8 protein-coding genes and 3 pseudogenes are annotated in these 16,831 nt (G+C 62.7%); 7 read left to right on the top strand and 4 right to left on the bottom strand.

Annotated elements, in window-relative coordinates:
• Genes OKW35_RS02135 through OKW35_RS02125 form a run of 3 tightly spaced genes read left to right on the top strand, consistent with a single transcriptional unit; the run spans position 1 to position 7,033 of the window.
• Positions 1–1,542 (top strand): hypothetical protein, encoded by a 1,542-nt coding sequence (locus OKW35_RS02135; protein ID WP_429551117.1) that lies wholly within the window; start codon positions 1–3, stop codon positions 1,540–1,542.
• Complete coding sequence (locus OKW35_RS02130) at positions 1,539–3,557, top strand: ATP-binding protein (protein WP_429551116.1); 2,019 nt, start codon at positions 1,539–1,541, stop codon at positions 3,555–3,557. Before OKW35_RS02135 ends, OKW35_RS02130 begins: the two co-directional genes overlap by 4 nt.
• A complete protein-coding gene (locus OKW35_RS02125; RefSeq protein ID WP_429551115.1) occupies positions 3,554–7,033 on the top strand; it encodes a DUF4157 domain-containing protein in 3,480 nt (1,159 codons plus the stop codon). Before OKW35_RS02130 ends, OKW35_RS02125 begins: the two co-directional genes overlap by 4 nt.
• Positions 7,034–7,232: 199 nt before the next feature.
• Here the strand turns inward: OKW35_RS02125 and OKW35_RS02120 are convergent, their stop codons facing one another.
• Complete coding sequence (locus OKW35_RS02120) at positions 7,233–7,394, bottom strand: hypothetical protein (RefSeq protein WP_429551114.1); 162 nt, start codon at positions 7,392–7,394, stop codon at positions 7,233–7,235.
• Positions 7,395–7,452: 58 nt separating this feature from the next.
• Positions 7,453–8,430 (bottom strand): IS110 family transposase, encoded by a 978-nt coding sequence (locus OKW35_RS02115; RefSeq protein WP_429551113.1) that lies wholly within the window; start codon positions 8,428–8,430, stop codon positions 7,453–7,455.
• A 961-nt stretch (positions 8,431–9,391) separates the two neighbouring features.
• Between OKW35_RS02115 and ltrA the strand changes: the two genes are divergently transcribed.
• The 3 genes and pseudogenes from ltrA to OKW35_RS02100 all read left to right on the top strand — a co-directional run bounded on the left by ltrA (position 9,392) and on the right by OKW35_RS02100 (position 13,371).
• A complete protein-coding gene (ltrA, locus tag OKW35_RS02110) occupies positions 9,392–11,095 on the top strand; it encodes a group II intron reverse transcriptase/maturase (protein ID WP_429551044.1) in 1,704 nt (567 codons plus the stop codon).
• A 117-nt stretch (positions 11,096–11,212) separates the two neighbouring features.
• Positions 11,213–12,929: pseudogene (locus tag OKW35_RS02105) on the top strand (phage integrase family protein).
• A 172-nt stretch (positions 12,930–13,101) separates the two neighbouring features.
• On the top strand, positions 13,102–13,371 hold the full coding sequence (locus tag OKW35_RS02100; protein WP_090812210.1) for a DUF1488 family protein: 270 nt from the start codon (positions 13,102–13,104) through the stop codon (positions 13,369–13,371).
• Between the two features lie 804 nt (positions 13,372–14,175).
• Here the strand turns inward: OKW35_RS02100 and OKW35_RS02095 are convergent.
• Together OKW35_RS02095 and OKW35_RS02090 are read right to left on the bottom strand one after the other, a co-directional pair.
• Positions 14,176–14,967: pseudogene (locus OKW35_RS02095) on the bottom strand (DUF2182 domain-containing protein).
• A gap of 57 nt (positions 14,968–15,024) precedes the next feature.
• A complete protein-coding gene (locus OKW35_RS02090; RefSeq protein ID WP_429551112.1) occupies positions 15,025–15,627 on the bottom strand; it encodes a DUF1326 domain-containing protein in 603 nt (200 codons plus the stop codon).
• Between the two features lie 788 nt (positions 15,628–16,415).
• Between OKW35_RS02090 and OKW35_RS02085 the strand changes: the two are divergent.
• Positions 16,416–16,616 (top strand): annotated as a pseudogene (locus tag OKW35_RS02085) (hypothetical protein); the annotation flags it as partial.
• Positions 16,617–16,831 lie beyond the last annotated feature (215 nt).

The following is a 16,831-nucleotide window of genomic DNA, read 5'->3' as shown; positions in this document are numbered from 1 at the left end:
ATGTCGACTAGCATCATCATCAGGCGCCTGCGGATCCGTGGCTTCGCGCCGCGCGACTATCCCGGGCCGACCGAACTGGAGCAGCGGCTCATCGACGCGGCCCGCAGCTATTTGCCGCAAGCGCTGGAGCACGCGATGAGCGCATGGTCCAGCGATGCCGTGCTGCGGATACGCCGCTTGGATCTGGATATCACACTCGACACTGCGTTCGATCCGCAGGCTTTCGGGGCGTCGCTCGCGCGTGCGATAACGCGTGAGTTGCATCGGGCCGAGGCAAGCGGAGGTTCTGGCGGCAGTAGCAGCGGCATCGTTTGCTACGCGAGCCGTCAGATCTATCTGGCTGCGCTGCTGGAGGCGCTGGCGGCGAAATCCGCGGCGGATCATTGGTGGCTGGGCGACGCAGACGGCTTGCGCTTTCTTTCGCAGCCCCAAGCGATCCGGACGACGCTTCTTGCCGAAGCAAGGCTCGGGCTGGAAGCGCTCGCCAGCCTATCGCCGCTCAGACGAGCGGTCGTATTGCGCACCCTCACGCCGCTCGAGGCCGACCGGGTTCTGGACGGCTTCGCTCGCGCAGGTGCGCCCGCAGCCAGCCTCGCGGACTGCGTTAGCACGATTGCCACCGCCGTCGCGGTACTGCCTGAAGGTGCATCCGCGCCAGAGCTATTCGTCGGCGGGTTCGCACAGCGCCCCGGTTTGGCGGGCCCCGCGCTGGCCGCTGCGGCACGCCTGTGGGCCAGGCTGGATGAAGCGAGGCACGATGCAGTGAAGCGCGGCAAGCTGGACGAACTTCCCGACGAGCTGGTCCGCAGCCTGTTGACATTGGTCGCCGAGACGGCGACCCGCTCGATTTCACTTGCCGACGCGCGCCGCGCTCTGGCGCCTGTACTCTCGGCAAGCCGCCCGACCGAGGCCGCCAACGCGTATTACTTCAGTCGGTTCGGCGGTCTGCTATTGCTGCTGCCGGACCTCGGAATGACCGACATCGGAAACATCACAGCCGGTTGGCCGGACGCGCAGCAAGATGCTGCAGAGCTGATCGGTTATGCGGCGCTTGGCTTATGCGCTGGGCGCGAACGTTTCGCTGACTGGCTCGACGATTTGCTCTGGCGTCAGTTGTTTGGCCTCGACCTGGGCGCTCCTGCGGCCGCATTGACGGCGCGCCTTGGCGCTATCTCGGAGGATGCGTGGGCGAGCCTGGCACCGCTTCTCGCGCCGTTGGACCATCCGTGCAATATCCGCTTCCTGTTGGCGCAGCGTACCCTGACGGGTTCCCGGGCAGCCGCGCGGACCCTGGCCGGCCTTGCCCGCGCAGCGTTGAAACGATTCGCACGGCGCTTGCCGGGGTTCGGCGATCCCTCGGCACCCTTCCTTTGGGACCAGCTGCTCGGCATCACGGCCGCGTTCGAGCGTGGCCCTCGCGGGTGGAGCGCGCAACTCAGCCGACCGCCGCTCGACGTGCTGCTGTCTCTCGCGCGGGTCGCTGAAGGCAGCGTGCCAACCCCGTCCGGCGCGCGCATCGCGATCAGCAGGATATCGCCGTGACCTCCATTCGCAAGCACCTTCCGCTGCGCAGGCTCGACGTGGCGCTCGCCCGCGAGATCGTGCGGCTGCGGGCGCGCTATCAGTTGTCGCTCGATGAGTTCCGCGGCCTGTTCATCAGCGACGAGCAGGTGGATGCGCTGCTCGCTCGACACGGCACGGCGTCATCCGACTGGGCGAGCTTGCCGGTCCGTGAACCACACTCGGCCATCGACGCCATCGCCGCGCGTTTCCGTCTCGACGCGATCGCTATCGATGTGCTGCTGTTCGCGCTTGCGCCTGACGTCGATCCGTCTTACGCGCGGATCTATGCGTACCTGAATGACGACGTACGCAGGCGGTGGCCCACCATCGATCTCGCGCACCGTGTGTTCGGCGACACGGCGCACGCCGCGCTCGCCGCGAACGGACCCTTGTTCCGGCCAGCGCTGCTGCTGCCGCTGGCCACTGAAGAGTCGCGCGCGCCGCTGCCGCTCCGGGAGTTCGCCGCCAACCCTGCACTTTGTGCGCATCTGTTCGGAGCGATGGTCGTGAGCAGGCGGGGCCTCGCACTTGAACCGCCAGCGACAGCAGATGACTGCGGACCGCTTGCGTCGCTGGGCGCGTTGATCTCATCAGGCGAAGCTCCCGTTGTGGCGATGACAGGGACGCAACCGGACACCGGCTTCGCCGCCGTCGGTGCGCTTGCACGTCGGCTCGATCGTGCCGTCGTGCGGCTGACCATAACGGCCGATGACGACCCATCGGCGCTGCTCCGGGATGGCGCGCTCACGGCGCGGCTTGCCGACGCGCTGCTGTTGATCGAAGCCGATTCCATCGCATTGCAGATGCTCGCCCCGGCGCTGCGCGACATCCCGGTTCCCGTGTTTTTGCCGGTGCCGGTTGACGCGGCATGGCGTCACCACCTGGCCCGTATGCCGCTGATTGAAGTCGGGTTCGCGGCGCCTGATGGTCCGGCGAGACAAGGCTTGTGGGCTTCCACTTTGCAAAAAGCCGGACTACTGACGGACTCCGCCGCGCTGACCGATGTGGCGCAGCGTTTCCGTCTATCTGCCCGGCAAATCGAGGTGGCAGCCCAGAGCCTGCGCTTGAGCCTCGGCTTGCGGCCCGACGAACGCGGGAGCGCCAGCGCCAGCGCACTGCTCGAATCGGCGCGATGTCAGGCCTCGGTCGAATTTGGCGGCCTCGCGCAACGCGTGAAGCAGACGCGCGGCTGGGAGAATCTGGTGTTGCCGCCCACGACCTTGAATCAGCTGCGTCGGCTGAGCGGTGCGATCCGTTATCGCGAGCGAGTTTTCTGCGAGTGGGGTTTCGACGGCGGCCCAGGCATTACGGCGTTGTTCAGCGGAAGTCCCGGCACGGGCAAATCGATGAGCGCAGAGGCTCTGGCGCGCGAAGCGGGGCTCGACCTTTGGCGGATCGATCTCTCGTCGATGGTCAGCAAATACATCGGCGAGACGGAGAAACATCTCGACCGGGTCTTCGCCCTCGCCCGCGATGGTAATGCGATCCTGTTCTTCGACGAAGCCGACGCGTTGTTCGGCAAGCGCAGCGAAGTCAAAGACGCTCACGACCGCTACGCCAACATCGAAGTCGCCTATCTTCTTCAGCGCCTCGAAGCATTCGAGGGCGTCGTGATCCTCGCATCGAACCTGGCAAGCAACGTCGACCCTGCATTCAGCCGGCGGATGCACTTCGTGATCGAGTTCCCGCTGCCGGACGCGTCCTTGCGCGAACGACTGTGGCGCGCGGCGATTCCATGCGGCGCGCGTGTGGCGGGCGACGTGGATTTCGCGTTTCTTGCGCGGCAGTTTGCGCTCGCCGGCGGCGACATTCGCGTGGCGGTGCTGGATGCGACGTTCGCGGCGGTGGCCGATGAGGCGCCGATCGACATGGCAAGGCTCTGCCAGGCGGTCTCACGCCAATTGCTGAAGCAAGGCAAGGTGCCCCTCGAAGGCGACTTCCGGCAGTACCAGGGGCTGCTAGCTGCAACTCAGCCCAGGATGGCGGCGCAATGAAAGCGCAACTCAAAGCTGCGTCGAAACGCGTTGCGGCAGAGCTCCCGAAAAGGACGGATTCCGTTTTGCCACGCGGGGCGCATGCGTCCAGCGGGCGCGCGTCCGAATTACAGCCTGAACTCGGCAACCAGGCGATTCAGGCGCTCATGAGGTCGACCGGTCTCCATGCAAAGCTTGCCGTCGGCAGGCCGGACGACCCGCTCGAAGAGGAAGCCGATAGAGTCGCCGACCGGGTTATGCGCATGCCAGGGCCGGGCTTGCAGGGAAAGTGTGCATGCGCCGCCGCGGGTGGCGCGAGTGGCGAATGCGACGAATGCCGGAACAAGCGGATCGAGGAAGCGGGTGAACAGTCCGTCGTCAGGCGACGCCTTGCCAGGTCTTCCGGCGGCTTCGAGGCACCTTCGATCGTCCATCAGGCACTAGGTAGCGCAGGCCGGCCGCTCGACTCTGCGACCCGCTCCGACATGGAAGGACGCTTCGATTACGACTTCAGCGCGGTCCGCATTCATACCGACGGGCAGGCCGCAAATTCTGCCAGATCCATTGGTGCGCTGGCTTATACCGTTGGTAACGATATTGCCTTCGGCGAAGGGCAATACACGCCCCATTCAGACGCGGGCCGGCGACTTCTTGCGCACGAACTGGCGCATGTGACGAAGAGCGGCAGTTTGCGAGGCATCCGCGAGCCGCTCGAATTGCGCCGACAGTCAGACCCGTCGCCGACGCCTCCCCCGTCTGCCGAACAACCGCTGCCCGACGCAGGCCTTGGGCCGGCAGCACCGACGACGGCGCCTGCCGACACCCCGGGAGCCACGCCAACGGCAACTCAAGGGGATCTGCCTTTCGTCCCGGCCTACAGGGGCAAGACGCTTTCCGCTGATCCGATACAAATGCGAAGTGTGCTTGAAGGCGTGGCTGCACAAGGCGGGCTCGGGGCCGCAATGCAGTTTGTCAATGAACTCTCCAATCCTCCCGCGGACAGCCATGAGCCGTTCGTCGCCTTCATGCTCGCTGGCGGCGGCTTCAGCAATATGGCTCAGACCATCATCGAAACAGCGGAGACGCAATATCTGGCGTTGGCCGGTGATTGGCACCAATTCGTCCGGACGTTCGACGAGGCGGCGGTCGGACAAACCGGTGACATCTTGCTGCAGAGCGAAGCCCGCATTCGAGCCGAACAGCTTCGCTACGGCATCGTCAGCAAGCGCGACGCAGTCCAGGGTTTTGCGCCCTTCGCCGATCCTGCTGCCCAGAAGGGGCTTGCTAATGCCGCCGGAGCGCTTGCTGCAAAGCGACGAATGCTCGACGACCTGATTGTCCAGCAGCAAGGCTTGATGCGAGAGGTAGTGGTCGACCTTGAGTTCGGCACAACCATTACCGAGGTACCACAAGAAAACCAGGCGCAATATGACTCGATCGGCGAACAGATTAAAGCCGCTCGCGTCGAAGTCGACCATGTGCGAGCCGAAAACGAAGGCAATTTTCCGATCCTTGCAGCCTACGCGGCGGAGGGTAAGGCGAATACGGCAGCGCTCGCTGCAATCGCTGCCAACCCTATAGGGGGAGAAGGAGCCGCCTCGCTCACGCGAGCCGTAGACGACCGGCTCGACAATATCGCCGCAGTTCGAAACGGGCTCGATAATGACCGCGTCGATGTATGGAGAAGTCCCGTCATCGTCGGTGGTACGAAGAGAAAGTTGGGTGTCGAACCAGGCAGTTGGCAAGATCGCGCAGTCGAGGACCGGCGCAACGAAGGAAAGCCGTTCGGGCTTGAGGATGCACTGTTCACCGCAGTTGCAATCGGTCTCGGGCTGATCGCCGCCATCCCGACGGCAGGGGCAAGTTTCGGCGTCGCAGTCGCGGTGGCGACCGCAGAGGCGGCTACCGTCGGAATCAGCGCCTATGGCGTCGCTAGCGCTCTGCAGGAGTACCAGCTCGAAAAGGCGCAAACCGGCACGGACTTCGATAAGGCGCAGGCGATATCGCAGCAGGATCCATCCCTGCTGTGGCTAGGAGTTTCAATTGTGGGTCTGGCGCTCGACGTCAAGGATTCCGCTCGCATTTTCAGCGAAGTTGCGCCGATTATCCGGCGCACACTGGCGGCCGAAACCGAACAGGCGTTCAAGCAAGGACTCGAGCAACTGGCCAGCGACCCTGCGGCAAAGCAGATTCCCGACGTCATCGAACGGGTGAAGACCCGTTACGGCTCTGCGGAGGAAGTGGCTGAGCGCGAAAAAGGTGCAGCCGCGCGCGTTGCCCAGAAAGAGGCGCTGACCGAAGTGGAAAGCCACGTTCTGGCCGAAGCGCTCGGAGAGTCTGGACATACCATCAAGGTCACCGCGGGCGGCTGGCTTGTGCGGTGCTCAGAATGCGCGATGTTGCGACTTTATTACGCCGAGGAACTGGTGGGCTCCCCGGAATTCCGAGGCAGGTTGCAGGCAGCCGAAGATCTGGCCGCCCGCGCCTCGGCTGCCGCAAAGCAGACTGGCGGAGAAGCCGAAGCAAAAAGTCTTGCAGAGCAGTCTCGACAAATGGCTGACGCTCTCGCCGCCGACATCGACAAGTCGCGGCGTGCACGTATCGTTGAACAACCGCGGCTGCGTACGAGACGCGACAAGGTCAAATTGACCCTGGACAGCACGGAGTTGTCCAGTGCCCTGAAAAAAGTCGAATCAACATTGGGCAAGACAGGTCTGGAGCCTGACGCCATTACGAGAATTCTCCAGAAGTCGCCCAACGTCAACCAGATGCGTGGTCAGCTGGTAGAGGAGTTACACGCCGGCGCGGTTAAGAAGGCACTTGCCACGCCGGCTGGCCGGAAGACGTTGCTAGGAAAAACGGTATCGGGGGATCTCCAATTCATTGATGGATATCGGATTCACGCTGCCGACAGTCACAAGCGGCTGATCACCGACGGCGTAGTGGGCATTCTGGACCGTGAGAACGGAACCCTGCACATCGTGGCGATATCAGAAGCCAAAGCAGGCCGAATGTCCGCAGAGGGGCTGACCACAAGGCTTTCCCGCATCAGTAAAGCTGAAAGGGAAGAGTTGCGCCGAATCGCCATCGAGGACGTGGCCGACGGCACAGCGCCTGCAGGCATGAGCGTGGACGATTACTTCGCGGAACTCCAAAAGGACTATGTTCAAGCTGAAAGCGGCGGCCAGCCGCGATCGGTGCTTGAGCGATTGACCGGAGTTGAGGTCAACGGGACCAATGAGTTGAGTCCTGAAGAGTTGGCTCCTGAACTGATCGTCGACGGCCAGCGTGTTCGGGTGCAAATGGAGAAGCCCCGGTTCCTGATTGCGACGCCATCCAATGTCGATGTGGCGTCCGTACCCGATGTGCTCAAGGCCCAAGGCATCACGGCAAAGCTTAGGCCCGTTGATATGACGGAGGAGGATGTGACCACCATATTCGAGCCTGTTGACACGCTCGTCGATGAGGCGCTGAATGCCGCGAAAGCCACGCCGTAGCGCTAACCTGAGGGTCGGCCGGGATTCGTGAATATCTGAAGCTTTCCATGAACCTCCCGCGTCGATGGTTTTATGCCGTTGCGCGATCAACGGTCGTTAGCGTTAGCGGAACGAGTTTGCGTCCCAGTTCCTTTGCAAGCCACTTCAGAGCGCGTTCCTTGCTCTTGCGAACCTGTTCTTCATTGCGCGCGAGTCCTTTTTAAACATAGTCATCGCCCTTGACCATTACGCGCCAGAACCAGCCAGCCAGCTTGCGGGCGAGCGCCTTGGTGGCGACCAGACCGCCGCGGTGCGCCGCGAGTCGACGGTAAAAACCGCCCAGCGCGATATCCTTGCTGCGGATCAGGCCCTGGGCCATCATGCAAAAGAGTTGCCCGGTCCGATTGCGGCCGCGACTAACCCGTCTTTTGCGTTTGCCACTATCGCTGCTGCCCGGTGCGAGTCCCGCCCATGAGGTGAAGTGCTTTTTCCGTGGGCCAGACGCTCAGGTCGGTACCGACTTCGCCGATCAGTTGCAGCACGCCATAGTCGGACAGTGCAGGCAGCGTCGTGAGATCGCGTCCGCCACACATCTGTGTGAGTATCTCGCGCAACCTGGCAATTTCGGGGGCGTTGACGCTGCTTCGTCGGGTGGACCTGGGCAGCGGGGGCTGTGTGGCATCGTGCGGTGGGAGCACCGCAGTGAGACGCTGGTCGCAATCGGCGATGAGTTTCTGGTAGTGGTCCCAGGATTGCAGTGCCTGGCCCAGCGCAAAAATGTGGTGGTCCGCCCAGGTGCCACGCAGGGATTCGATCACCGCCTGTTCTTTTTTTCGCCGGATCTGCACGGCGCACAGTGCTACCAGGGCCTCGGGCGAGCGCTCGCCAGCGATGATCGCACGGACCACCGCGATGCCGCTGACGCCGGCCAGTGAGGATATGACGTCCTGCAGCTTGATATTCATGCGCTCGAGCGCCTTCTGCATCAGTTGCACACAGCTGGCTGCGGCCGCGACATGATCGACGCGCAGACGCAGGTAGTCCTGCAACCGGCGGATGTCAGCGGGCGGTACGAAGCCGGCGTGCAGCAGGCCATGCATGTGCAGCGTGGCGCCCCACCGGCTGTCGGCCATATCGGTTTTCCTGCCCGGCAGGTTGCGTGTCTGCCGGCCATTGGCCATGCGCACTTCGAGACCGGCGTTTTCGAGTACACCGTACAACGGCAACCAGTAAACGGTCGCTTCCATCGCAACCGAACGCACACCCTGCGCGATCAGCCAGTCGCGCAACGCGTGCAGCTGGGACGTCACGGTACCGAACACTTCCGGCCTGTTGCCGCCCACTGAAACATGCATGTGTTCGCTGCCCACGTCGACGAACGCGGCGAGCGGATCCAGCGTCGGGAGTTCCTGTGACATGCTGACCTCCGCATGGGGATATCACAATGCGCGCGGTGGCCCCGGCCCGGTCACGCCATATGAAAAACAAATCTTTCCAGCGGGAAGCAACGCTCACCAGAATGTGCGACTGATCATGACCGGAGCCATGCTTTAGGCAATCCGGCAGTTGCCGGATGCACCAGATGTCGTTCAGCTACGCTGCCAGAAACCACGACGCGTGATCTGACAATAGCTGATACCCGGTTCATGGTCCGTGTGCGGTTTTTGCTAAAAACTGGCCGCTTTAGTTGTGTGAACGGCCGCAGGTTCACGTTTCTCCGGAAAATTTGAGACGTAACACTGCTATTGAGATAAGTTTTCTTATGTGCGACGTGAGGTCGCTTCGTTCGTTGTTTTACCGTCGATGTCTGGCGGGAGGAAACCGGGCGTTCCGTCGCCCGTAGTCTATTGGTGCATGCGGGGCTGGTAACGGCGCCGTGTGAAGCCACCGAGACAATGTAGCCCGGCGCAAGCTAAGCCGTGGTCGTGAGACGACGGTGCCCCTGCGAGTGTCAATGCGGAGGGGGCGCTAGACTGGATGGCATGGTTAAAGTATTTGAACTGCTGATAAACATCGTTAACTTAGACGGGCCAAAGACACTGATAGGCCCCACCCAAAACGGGAACGTAGCAGGTCTGCCCTTTATAAGATGGGGCAGCGCGGACATGGTGCTACCGGTGGAGAAGCAGAGCCTAAACCATTCCTGCGAACGATGCGGAACACGGAAACCCCGTATCTCTGCCCAGTCGGGCAAGCCGACCGTGAGGAAAGCTGTTGGAGGTGCGGGAACAGGAGTGCGGAGAAAGCGAACGCCGTCCTGTAATCAGACGGATAGGGATTGCGCCGCAAGGCAACATCATCCTACGCGAAAGCGGGCAGACTTCCGCATGGTCTTTCGTCACGAAAGAGTCTGACGAACCTTCAAAGGAGGAGAAGCAAATGACAGTGCAGCAAGCCGGCACCGGTGCGTCCTCCGATCGCGCAATGCATTGGAACGATGTCGATTGGGCCCGATGCTATCGTGAGATTCGAAGGCTGCAGGCTCGCATCGTGAAGGCGACACAGGACGGCAAGTACGGCAAGGTGAAGGCTTTGCAGTGGTTGCTGACCCACTCGTTCAGCGGCAAGGCACTCGCCGTCAGACGGGTGACTGAGAATCAGGGTAGACGGACTCCCGGCGTAGACGGCCTCACATGGTCTACGCCGAGGTCCCGACTCCAGGCAGTGAAGTCTCTAAAGCGGCGGGGCTACCGCCCTCTGCCGCTGAGACGAATATATATCCCGAAAGCCGACGGGAAACGGCTGAGACCTCTTGGAATTCCCTGCATGGTCGACAGAGCGCAACAGGCGCTTCATCTGCTTGCACTCGAACCTGTTGCAGAAACCATGGCGGATCCGAACTCTTATGGGTTCAGAGCCGCCCGCTCCACGGCCGACGCGATAGAACAGTGCTTTATCTCACTGGCCAGCAGCAATCGCGCGCAGTGGATTCTGGAGGCCGACATCCGGAGCTGCTTTGATGAAATTTCGCATGATTGGTTGGTCGCCCACATCCCAACGGACAAAGCGATACTGCGAAAGTGGTTGAAGGCTGGCTACCTTCACAACAGTGTCTTTCACTCGACGGAAGCGGGTACGCCTCAGGGCGGTATTATCTCGCCCACGTTGATGAACATGACTCTCGATGGGTTAGAACGAACACTTCTTGCGAAGTTCTGCAGAGGCGGCCGGAATCCGTCGAAGGTTAACGTCGTTCGATATGCAGATGACTTTGTTATCACTGGCGCGACGCGAGAAGTGCTGGAGGATGAAGTCATGCCGCTGGTCGTGCAGTTTCTTGCACAGCGGGGATTATCGCTGTCACGGGAGAAGACCCGGATCACGCATATCAACGATGGGTTCGATTTCCTGGGCATGAACGTTCGCAAGTACGACGGCAAGTTGTTGATCAAGCCGGCCAAAACGAGCGTTCAGCGCTTCATGCGGAAGCTTCGGGACGTCGTGAAAGGCAATGCAACGCTAAGACACGATCGTCTGATCCGCCTGCTCAACCCAAAGATTCGCGGTTGGGCGGATTATTATCGGCATGTCGTGGCGAAGCGCACCTTTAACAAGGTTGCTCATGCGATTTGGCAATGTCTATGGCGTTGGGCGAAGCGCCGACACCCGCAGAAGAACTCGCACTGGGTACGTCGGAAGTACTTTCGAACCGTTGGCGCCCGCCAATGGGTCTTTGGTACGGCGACGGACAAAGTGCTCAGCAATGGAAAGCGTGAACTTCTGACGCTGTACGACATTGTCGGCACGCCGATCCGGCGGCACCGCAAGATCAAGGGTGCCGCAAACCCGTTCGACCCGCAGTGGGAAAGTTATTTCGAAGAGCGGTTGGGCTTCGCGATGATGGACTCGCTCAAGGGCCGGATGCGGCTGATCCGGTTGTGGCTCGATCAGCAGAGGTCCTGTCCGGTCTGTCGTCAAATGATCACGAAATCCAGTGGCTGGCGGCTGTACCACCTGGAGCGAAAGATCGATGGCGGTAAGGACACGATCAGCAACCTGACGATGCTTCACCCGGATTGCCATCGGGCCGCGCGTGCCCTCGGACTCTCAGTAGTGAAACCGGCCTCGGCAATGGGGCTTTGAAAGGCTTGAGCCGTGTGCTGGGAAACTCGCATGCACGGTTCTTAGGGGGCAGCGGTGCAGTAATGCACCGCTGCTACCCGACCTAAAGGCACCTGTTTTCAGGCTAAACTCCGGGGTATGAAAAGGCGCCTCACCCTGCCCTCCGCGCCCGCTGCTGACGCTGAATCTTCCGGATCCGGTTTTCCCGATGCCGACGAGCTTGCCGTGCTGCGCGCGTGGTACGCCGGCGTGTCCGTGCGGCAGGCCGTGGCGCGTTACCTGCCCTCCGCACTCGGTGACGGGAAATCGGCGCGCGGCGTCCTCGGGCGCATCCGGCGCAGGCTGGTGGACATCGCGCGCGCGGCCCATCGCGACGACCTTGTCGCACTCCTCACTCATCCGGCGGCAGGACGTCAACAGCATGCGAAAGGTGCCGCGCTGGCGATCGACGCTTTGCGCACCGCACGCCCGCGGGAACCGCAGATCGCCGACGACATCGCGCAGTGGTTTTCCCCGCGCGCGGTGCGCGTACTGCACGCGTACGGCATCACGACGCTCGCCGATCTCACCGTGCGCATTCCGCGCCGGCGCCAGTGGTGGAAGGCCGTGCCGGGGCTCGGCACGGCGAGCGCCCGTTCGATCGAGGCGTTCTTCGCCGCCTGGCCCGCGCTCACGGACAGGGCGCGTGGGCTGGTGGTCGCGAGCCAGCGCGGCGACATCGTGCCGTGGGAAACCCTCAAACTGCCGCACGAGGTCGATGGCTCCGCCGGCACGTTCCGCGCACCGCCCGCCACCCTGCACGCTCGACGCGTCCAACGACTACGAGGCCGTGCAAACGTGGCTGTCCCTGCACGAGTCGCCCGCCACGCAGCGGACCTACCGCAAGGAAGCCGAGCGGCTGATCCTCTGGGCCATCGTCGAACGCGACCGCGCGCTGTCGTCGCTCACGACCGACGATGCGATCGCGTACCGGACGTTCCTGCGCCATCCGGCGCCGCGGAGACGCTGGATCGGCCCGGTGCGCCCCCGCACGTCACCGGACTGGCGGCCGTTTAACGGCACCCTCTCGGCGCGCTCGGTCGCGCACGCGCTGTCGATTCTCGGCGCCCTGTTCCGCTGGCTGGTCGAACAGCGCTACGTGCTGGCCAATCCGTTTGCCGGCATCAAGGTGCGCGGCGGCAAGACGGCATCGACGCTCGACGCGTCGCGCGCCTTTACCGACGGGGAATGGGCGCTGGTGCGTACGATGGCCGAGGGGCTGGAATGGTCTCACGGCTGGACGGTTCCGGCCGCGCAGCGCTTACGGTTCCTGCTCGATTTCGGCTTTGCGACGGGTTTGCGCGCGAGTGAGCTGGTCGGCGCGACGCTCGGCCACGTCGAGACGGACGCACGCGGCGAGCACTGGCTGCGCGTCACCGGCAAAGGCGGCAAGATCGCACGGGTGGCGCTGCCGCCGCTCGCGTGGGACGCCCTCGCCCGCTATCTGGCCGGGCGCCAGTTGCCGACTACTACGGCGCGCTGGCGGCCGGACACACCGATCATCGGCAGCCTGGAAGCAGACAGTGACACGGCCATCAGCAGTGTGCGGCTGTGGAGCGTGCTTGAGCGCTTTCTCGTCCTTGCCGCCAGTGCCATCGAAACCGATCACCCACCGCTCGCGGAGAAGCTGCGCCGCGCGAGCCCCCACTGGTTGCGGCACACCCACGCTACCCACGCGCTCGGCCACGGCGCCGAACTCACCACGGTGCGCGACAACCTGCGGCACGCTTCCGTCTCCACGACCTCGATTTACCTGCACAGCGACGAAGTGAAGCGCGCGCGGCAGATCGGCGAGGCTTTTACAACCCGGAACTGAGAGTACCACCTCGCTTCGCGAACGCGCCTGCCAGGAGCCGCCCGTTATGCCCGCCTGCGCGCGTCACGATGCCCCGCAGCCTGTACCCTGATGCCGGCGGCAATCGCCAACCTCATCAGACCGATACGCATACCGCTTTACCCGCATAAACGACAACGCCCTGAAACCCGTCATGGAAAAACCTGAATTCGAGCCGCAGATTCTGGCAAGCCGCCAAGGCGTGTCATTCCGCCTCGTCAGAGGGCAAACCCTCGTCGAATGCGTCATCACGACCGCAGCGCTCGAGGCTCATTTCTGGCTTGAAGACCGGGCCGACGACCTGCGGATCCTCAGGACCTTCCGCGACGGATATAGCCGCATCCGCGCGATCGCTGAACGCAAGCTGCTCGCGCACCCGGGCGCACGCGTCGAACTGACACCTGACGATTTCGGGCGCCACTGATCAAAGCGAGCACGGCAGGTGACGCCACATCGTTGTCCGCCAGGAAATCACGGGTTGCTCAACCCGCATGCCCTTTTCGGACGGACCAGGGTCGTGGCCCGCTATCCCATCCTGCTGCCAGACGGGGTGGCGGCGAAGCCAGGCCGGAGGGCGCCAGCGCTTGACAGTTAGTTGCGTCACGAGCATCGGACGTGAGTACGCACGGGCTGCTGCGCTGTCTCTGGCGCGTAGCCGAAACGGAAAAGCCGACGGACGTTGCGACTGGGCCTTGTACTGAGCCATTCGCCTGCGACGATAGGCTGCCGGGAAAAAGGTCCCTTGCGGGGCCTATGAGCCTGGGAGCGACGCGCGGCGATGCGTCGCGTTCGCATGGCGTCGACTGGAGATCTGCGTCTGCCCGTCAGTGCCTTCCTGCCGTTCGAATCTGCACTACCGCGGATGCCGTGTTCTCTATCGGCGGATGCGCACTACCGACCCATCTCGGCCTCTCGCGTTCTCGCGCATCGAAATGTCAGTTCCGGAGTACAGCGGTCATCGACATCGCAAGAATGTCCGGCGGGCTATCGGCCATTCGCGCTGGTGGAATTACGGCGACGGCCGTCCCGGCAACGAGCGGATGGATGTAGGTGCGGAACCGCAAGCTGGAAGTTGGATTCCTGTTCATGCAAAGCTCGTTGGCGTTTGTATGGCATAAATGCCCTGCCGATGGCTCTTGCCGCCTCTTGAATGTGATGGCCCCACTGCGAGCGGACCCCCGTTTGGCTGATTCATACCTGCAATCACACGCGGAGAGCTGGGGAGACCTCATACATGCATTGCGGCCAGCACCGCTGCTCCTGCCAGCAGCGCCACGCCAAGCGGTGCGCTGAGTTGCCGTCCCCAATTTACGTTTTTCTCGATAGCCATGACCGCGGCGAGCAACAGCATCCAGCCGAGGCTGCCGGCACCCACGACGAACATCAGCAGCATCAGTGCTCAACAGCAGCCCACGCAGAACAGCCCATGGCGCAGGCCCAGCATGAAGGCGTGCCGCTCGGGTGCACGGCCGCGCCAACGGCTGATCACGAAGCTCAGCGGCGTGCGGCACTTGTCGAGGCAGCGATACTTGAGTTCGCTGAACTGAAACGCACCGGCACCGGCGAGCGTGGCCACCCCGATCAGCCAGCCATGCCATGCCAGCGCCGGCACCCGCGCGATGCCCGCGAGGAGCAGCGCGTGCAGTGCGTGCGCCAGCAGTCCAAATGCGCTCCACGTTGCAACGTAGCCGAGGCCGAGAAGGAACAGCAGGCGTGCGCGGTCCGGCCGGACCGCGACGACACGGTCGAATGTATTAAACAGCGACACCGTGGTGGGGAGCATCATTGCCAGGATCATCAGCGTCCACGACAGCGCGTAGAGTACGGCCGGCACGATCAGCGAGCCGCCGGGGACAGCACGGCACAGCGGTGCTGCAGGCCCGGATGTCGTCCAGTCGCCGTGGTCAAGGTAGCGTCCGTAAGGGCTGCGTGTCCAAAGCCACAGGGTGAGCCAGGCGAACGTCACCAGGCAGGCAAGTACCACCCGGAAGACGCGTTGATGACGCGATAAGGGGGGCATGATCGGCTCGGGCGCTGGGCGATGCGAGGGCGCGGAGCGGCGCAGCCGGCGGCGCGATCAGACGTCGAACACGAAGGTGCTCTGCAGGGCGTTATGGTCCTTGAGGTTGAGATCGATGCCTAGCGCAGCATTCTTCGAGTGGTAGACCGGTGCCTTGCTGACGAACACCGGCGCGCCAGGAACCGTCGAGAAAACGGTGTCCGACAATGTAGTCTTGGCGCCGCTGGGACCAAGGTAAGGCTCGAGTTCTGCGTGGTAGTCCGCGCCGATCTGGAGCGTTCCCTTGCCACCGATGACATCAAAGGTGATGGGCGCGCGCTCGACTGAAACGACGGTGCCGAACAACTGCGCCAGGTCGGCGACGGGACCGCCGGCCTGGCCGGTGTAGACCTTGATCAGCGCTTCCTCCTGCGCCTTCGAGGCGTGGTCGCTGATGTAGATGGCCACTTTCCAGTTGCCCTTCAGCACATTGCCTGGGATGTTGCACACCGTTGCAACCGTATTGCCGGCTACATCGACGCCTTCGACCGTGCCCTGGTCGATGTGCCAGGCATTGATCGATTGGCAGGTTTCGAAATCCGGATCTTCGCCGATCCAGCAAGGGCACAGGACACGGCAGTTGCAGACCTCGAGCAGACGACCTTCAAGGTGGTAGTTCATCGTTTCCTCCCCTGGACACAGTCGACGAAAACTGCGCGCCACCTCGTCGGAATCGGTCGACACCGGGTACTTCGCCCCAACAGGGCTACGGAAAGAGCAGATTGCCGGCCGATGGCAAGCAGAACAAGCAACTCCGGACAGCGGCGCGCCATTCTTCAAAGTGTAGTGGCCCGATAACCTAAATGACAGGAACCCATTAACGCGAACAGGATCAACGTGTCCGAATGATCGAACGCCTTGAGAGGCAACAGCCACTCGTGGCCACGCGCCGTCAGGCAGTACACGGGCTCATGGTTTGCGACGTTGGTCGCATACCGTCACAGCGCTAAGCCCGCTCGGTGAGCGCATCTCGCGAATCGCGTGACGATTCGTTGAGCTACGGAGTTTGAGCGACGCAAGACTTCGGGGGAGCGCGCAGACTGCTGTGGGGCGAACCCCCGTTTCGGACCGGAAATCCGTCGCATTGGACTGCTTTGCGGCACAGACCTGACGATCGGATGTCAGCGCTGGAACACGAGCGAACGGCGCTTGTTGGCCGATAACACCAGTTCGATGAACGTTATACAGAGCGGCCGCTCGAAGCTCCGACGACCGCACTCCGGCGGTTATCGTGAATGCGTACTGTCGGCCAACTACGGCCGTTCGGCCACGCCCGCAGGCGGACATTCGAACGCCGGCTCCGCCCCAAACAGCGGACCTTCACCGCCTACGCTGGCTCGTAGCGTTGTCGGCCATCAAGGTCATTCGGATCTCGGCGAGTACGACCTACCGCGAATGGCCGGTCTAGAACACATGCAAAGCGACGCACGAAGGCATCACTGACCTACCGACGTAGAAAGAGTCTGCGAGCCGTTCAATTGCTGCTTGGCCAAACCCGCGTCGAACGCACCGTTGGACATCTGGGTAAATCGACCATGCACTGGAAACGTTCGAACAGGCCAATGTATGACGTACAAAGTAGCGATCGGCTGGGGAGGTCCCTGGCCTAGGGCCAGCTTCGGACGCGGGCCTGCACGTCAAGACGGGCATTAGAACCTCGGCTTCGCGCCGATCGTGTGAGGAGCCCCGCATCGATACTCGCAAGGTCGCCACGTGGCGCATGTTCGATGCTCTTACTTAAGTGATACCGCCGCACGCGCCTAACGTTCCCGTCGCCTAATCAGGCAATCGTTGGAATGCGCGCGAAGTGCATGGACAAGTAGCG

It is taken from the genome of Paraburkholderia sp. MM5477-R1, from assembly GCF_050436385.1.
In the GTDB taxonomy this organism is placed as follows: Bacteria; Pseudomonadota; Gammaproteobacteria; order Burkholderiales; family Burkholderiaceae; genus Paraburkholderia; species Paraburkholderia tuberum.
Note: the sequence above shows the minus strand (reverse complement) of the source record. Positions and strands in the feature narration are given on the sequence as shown.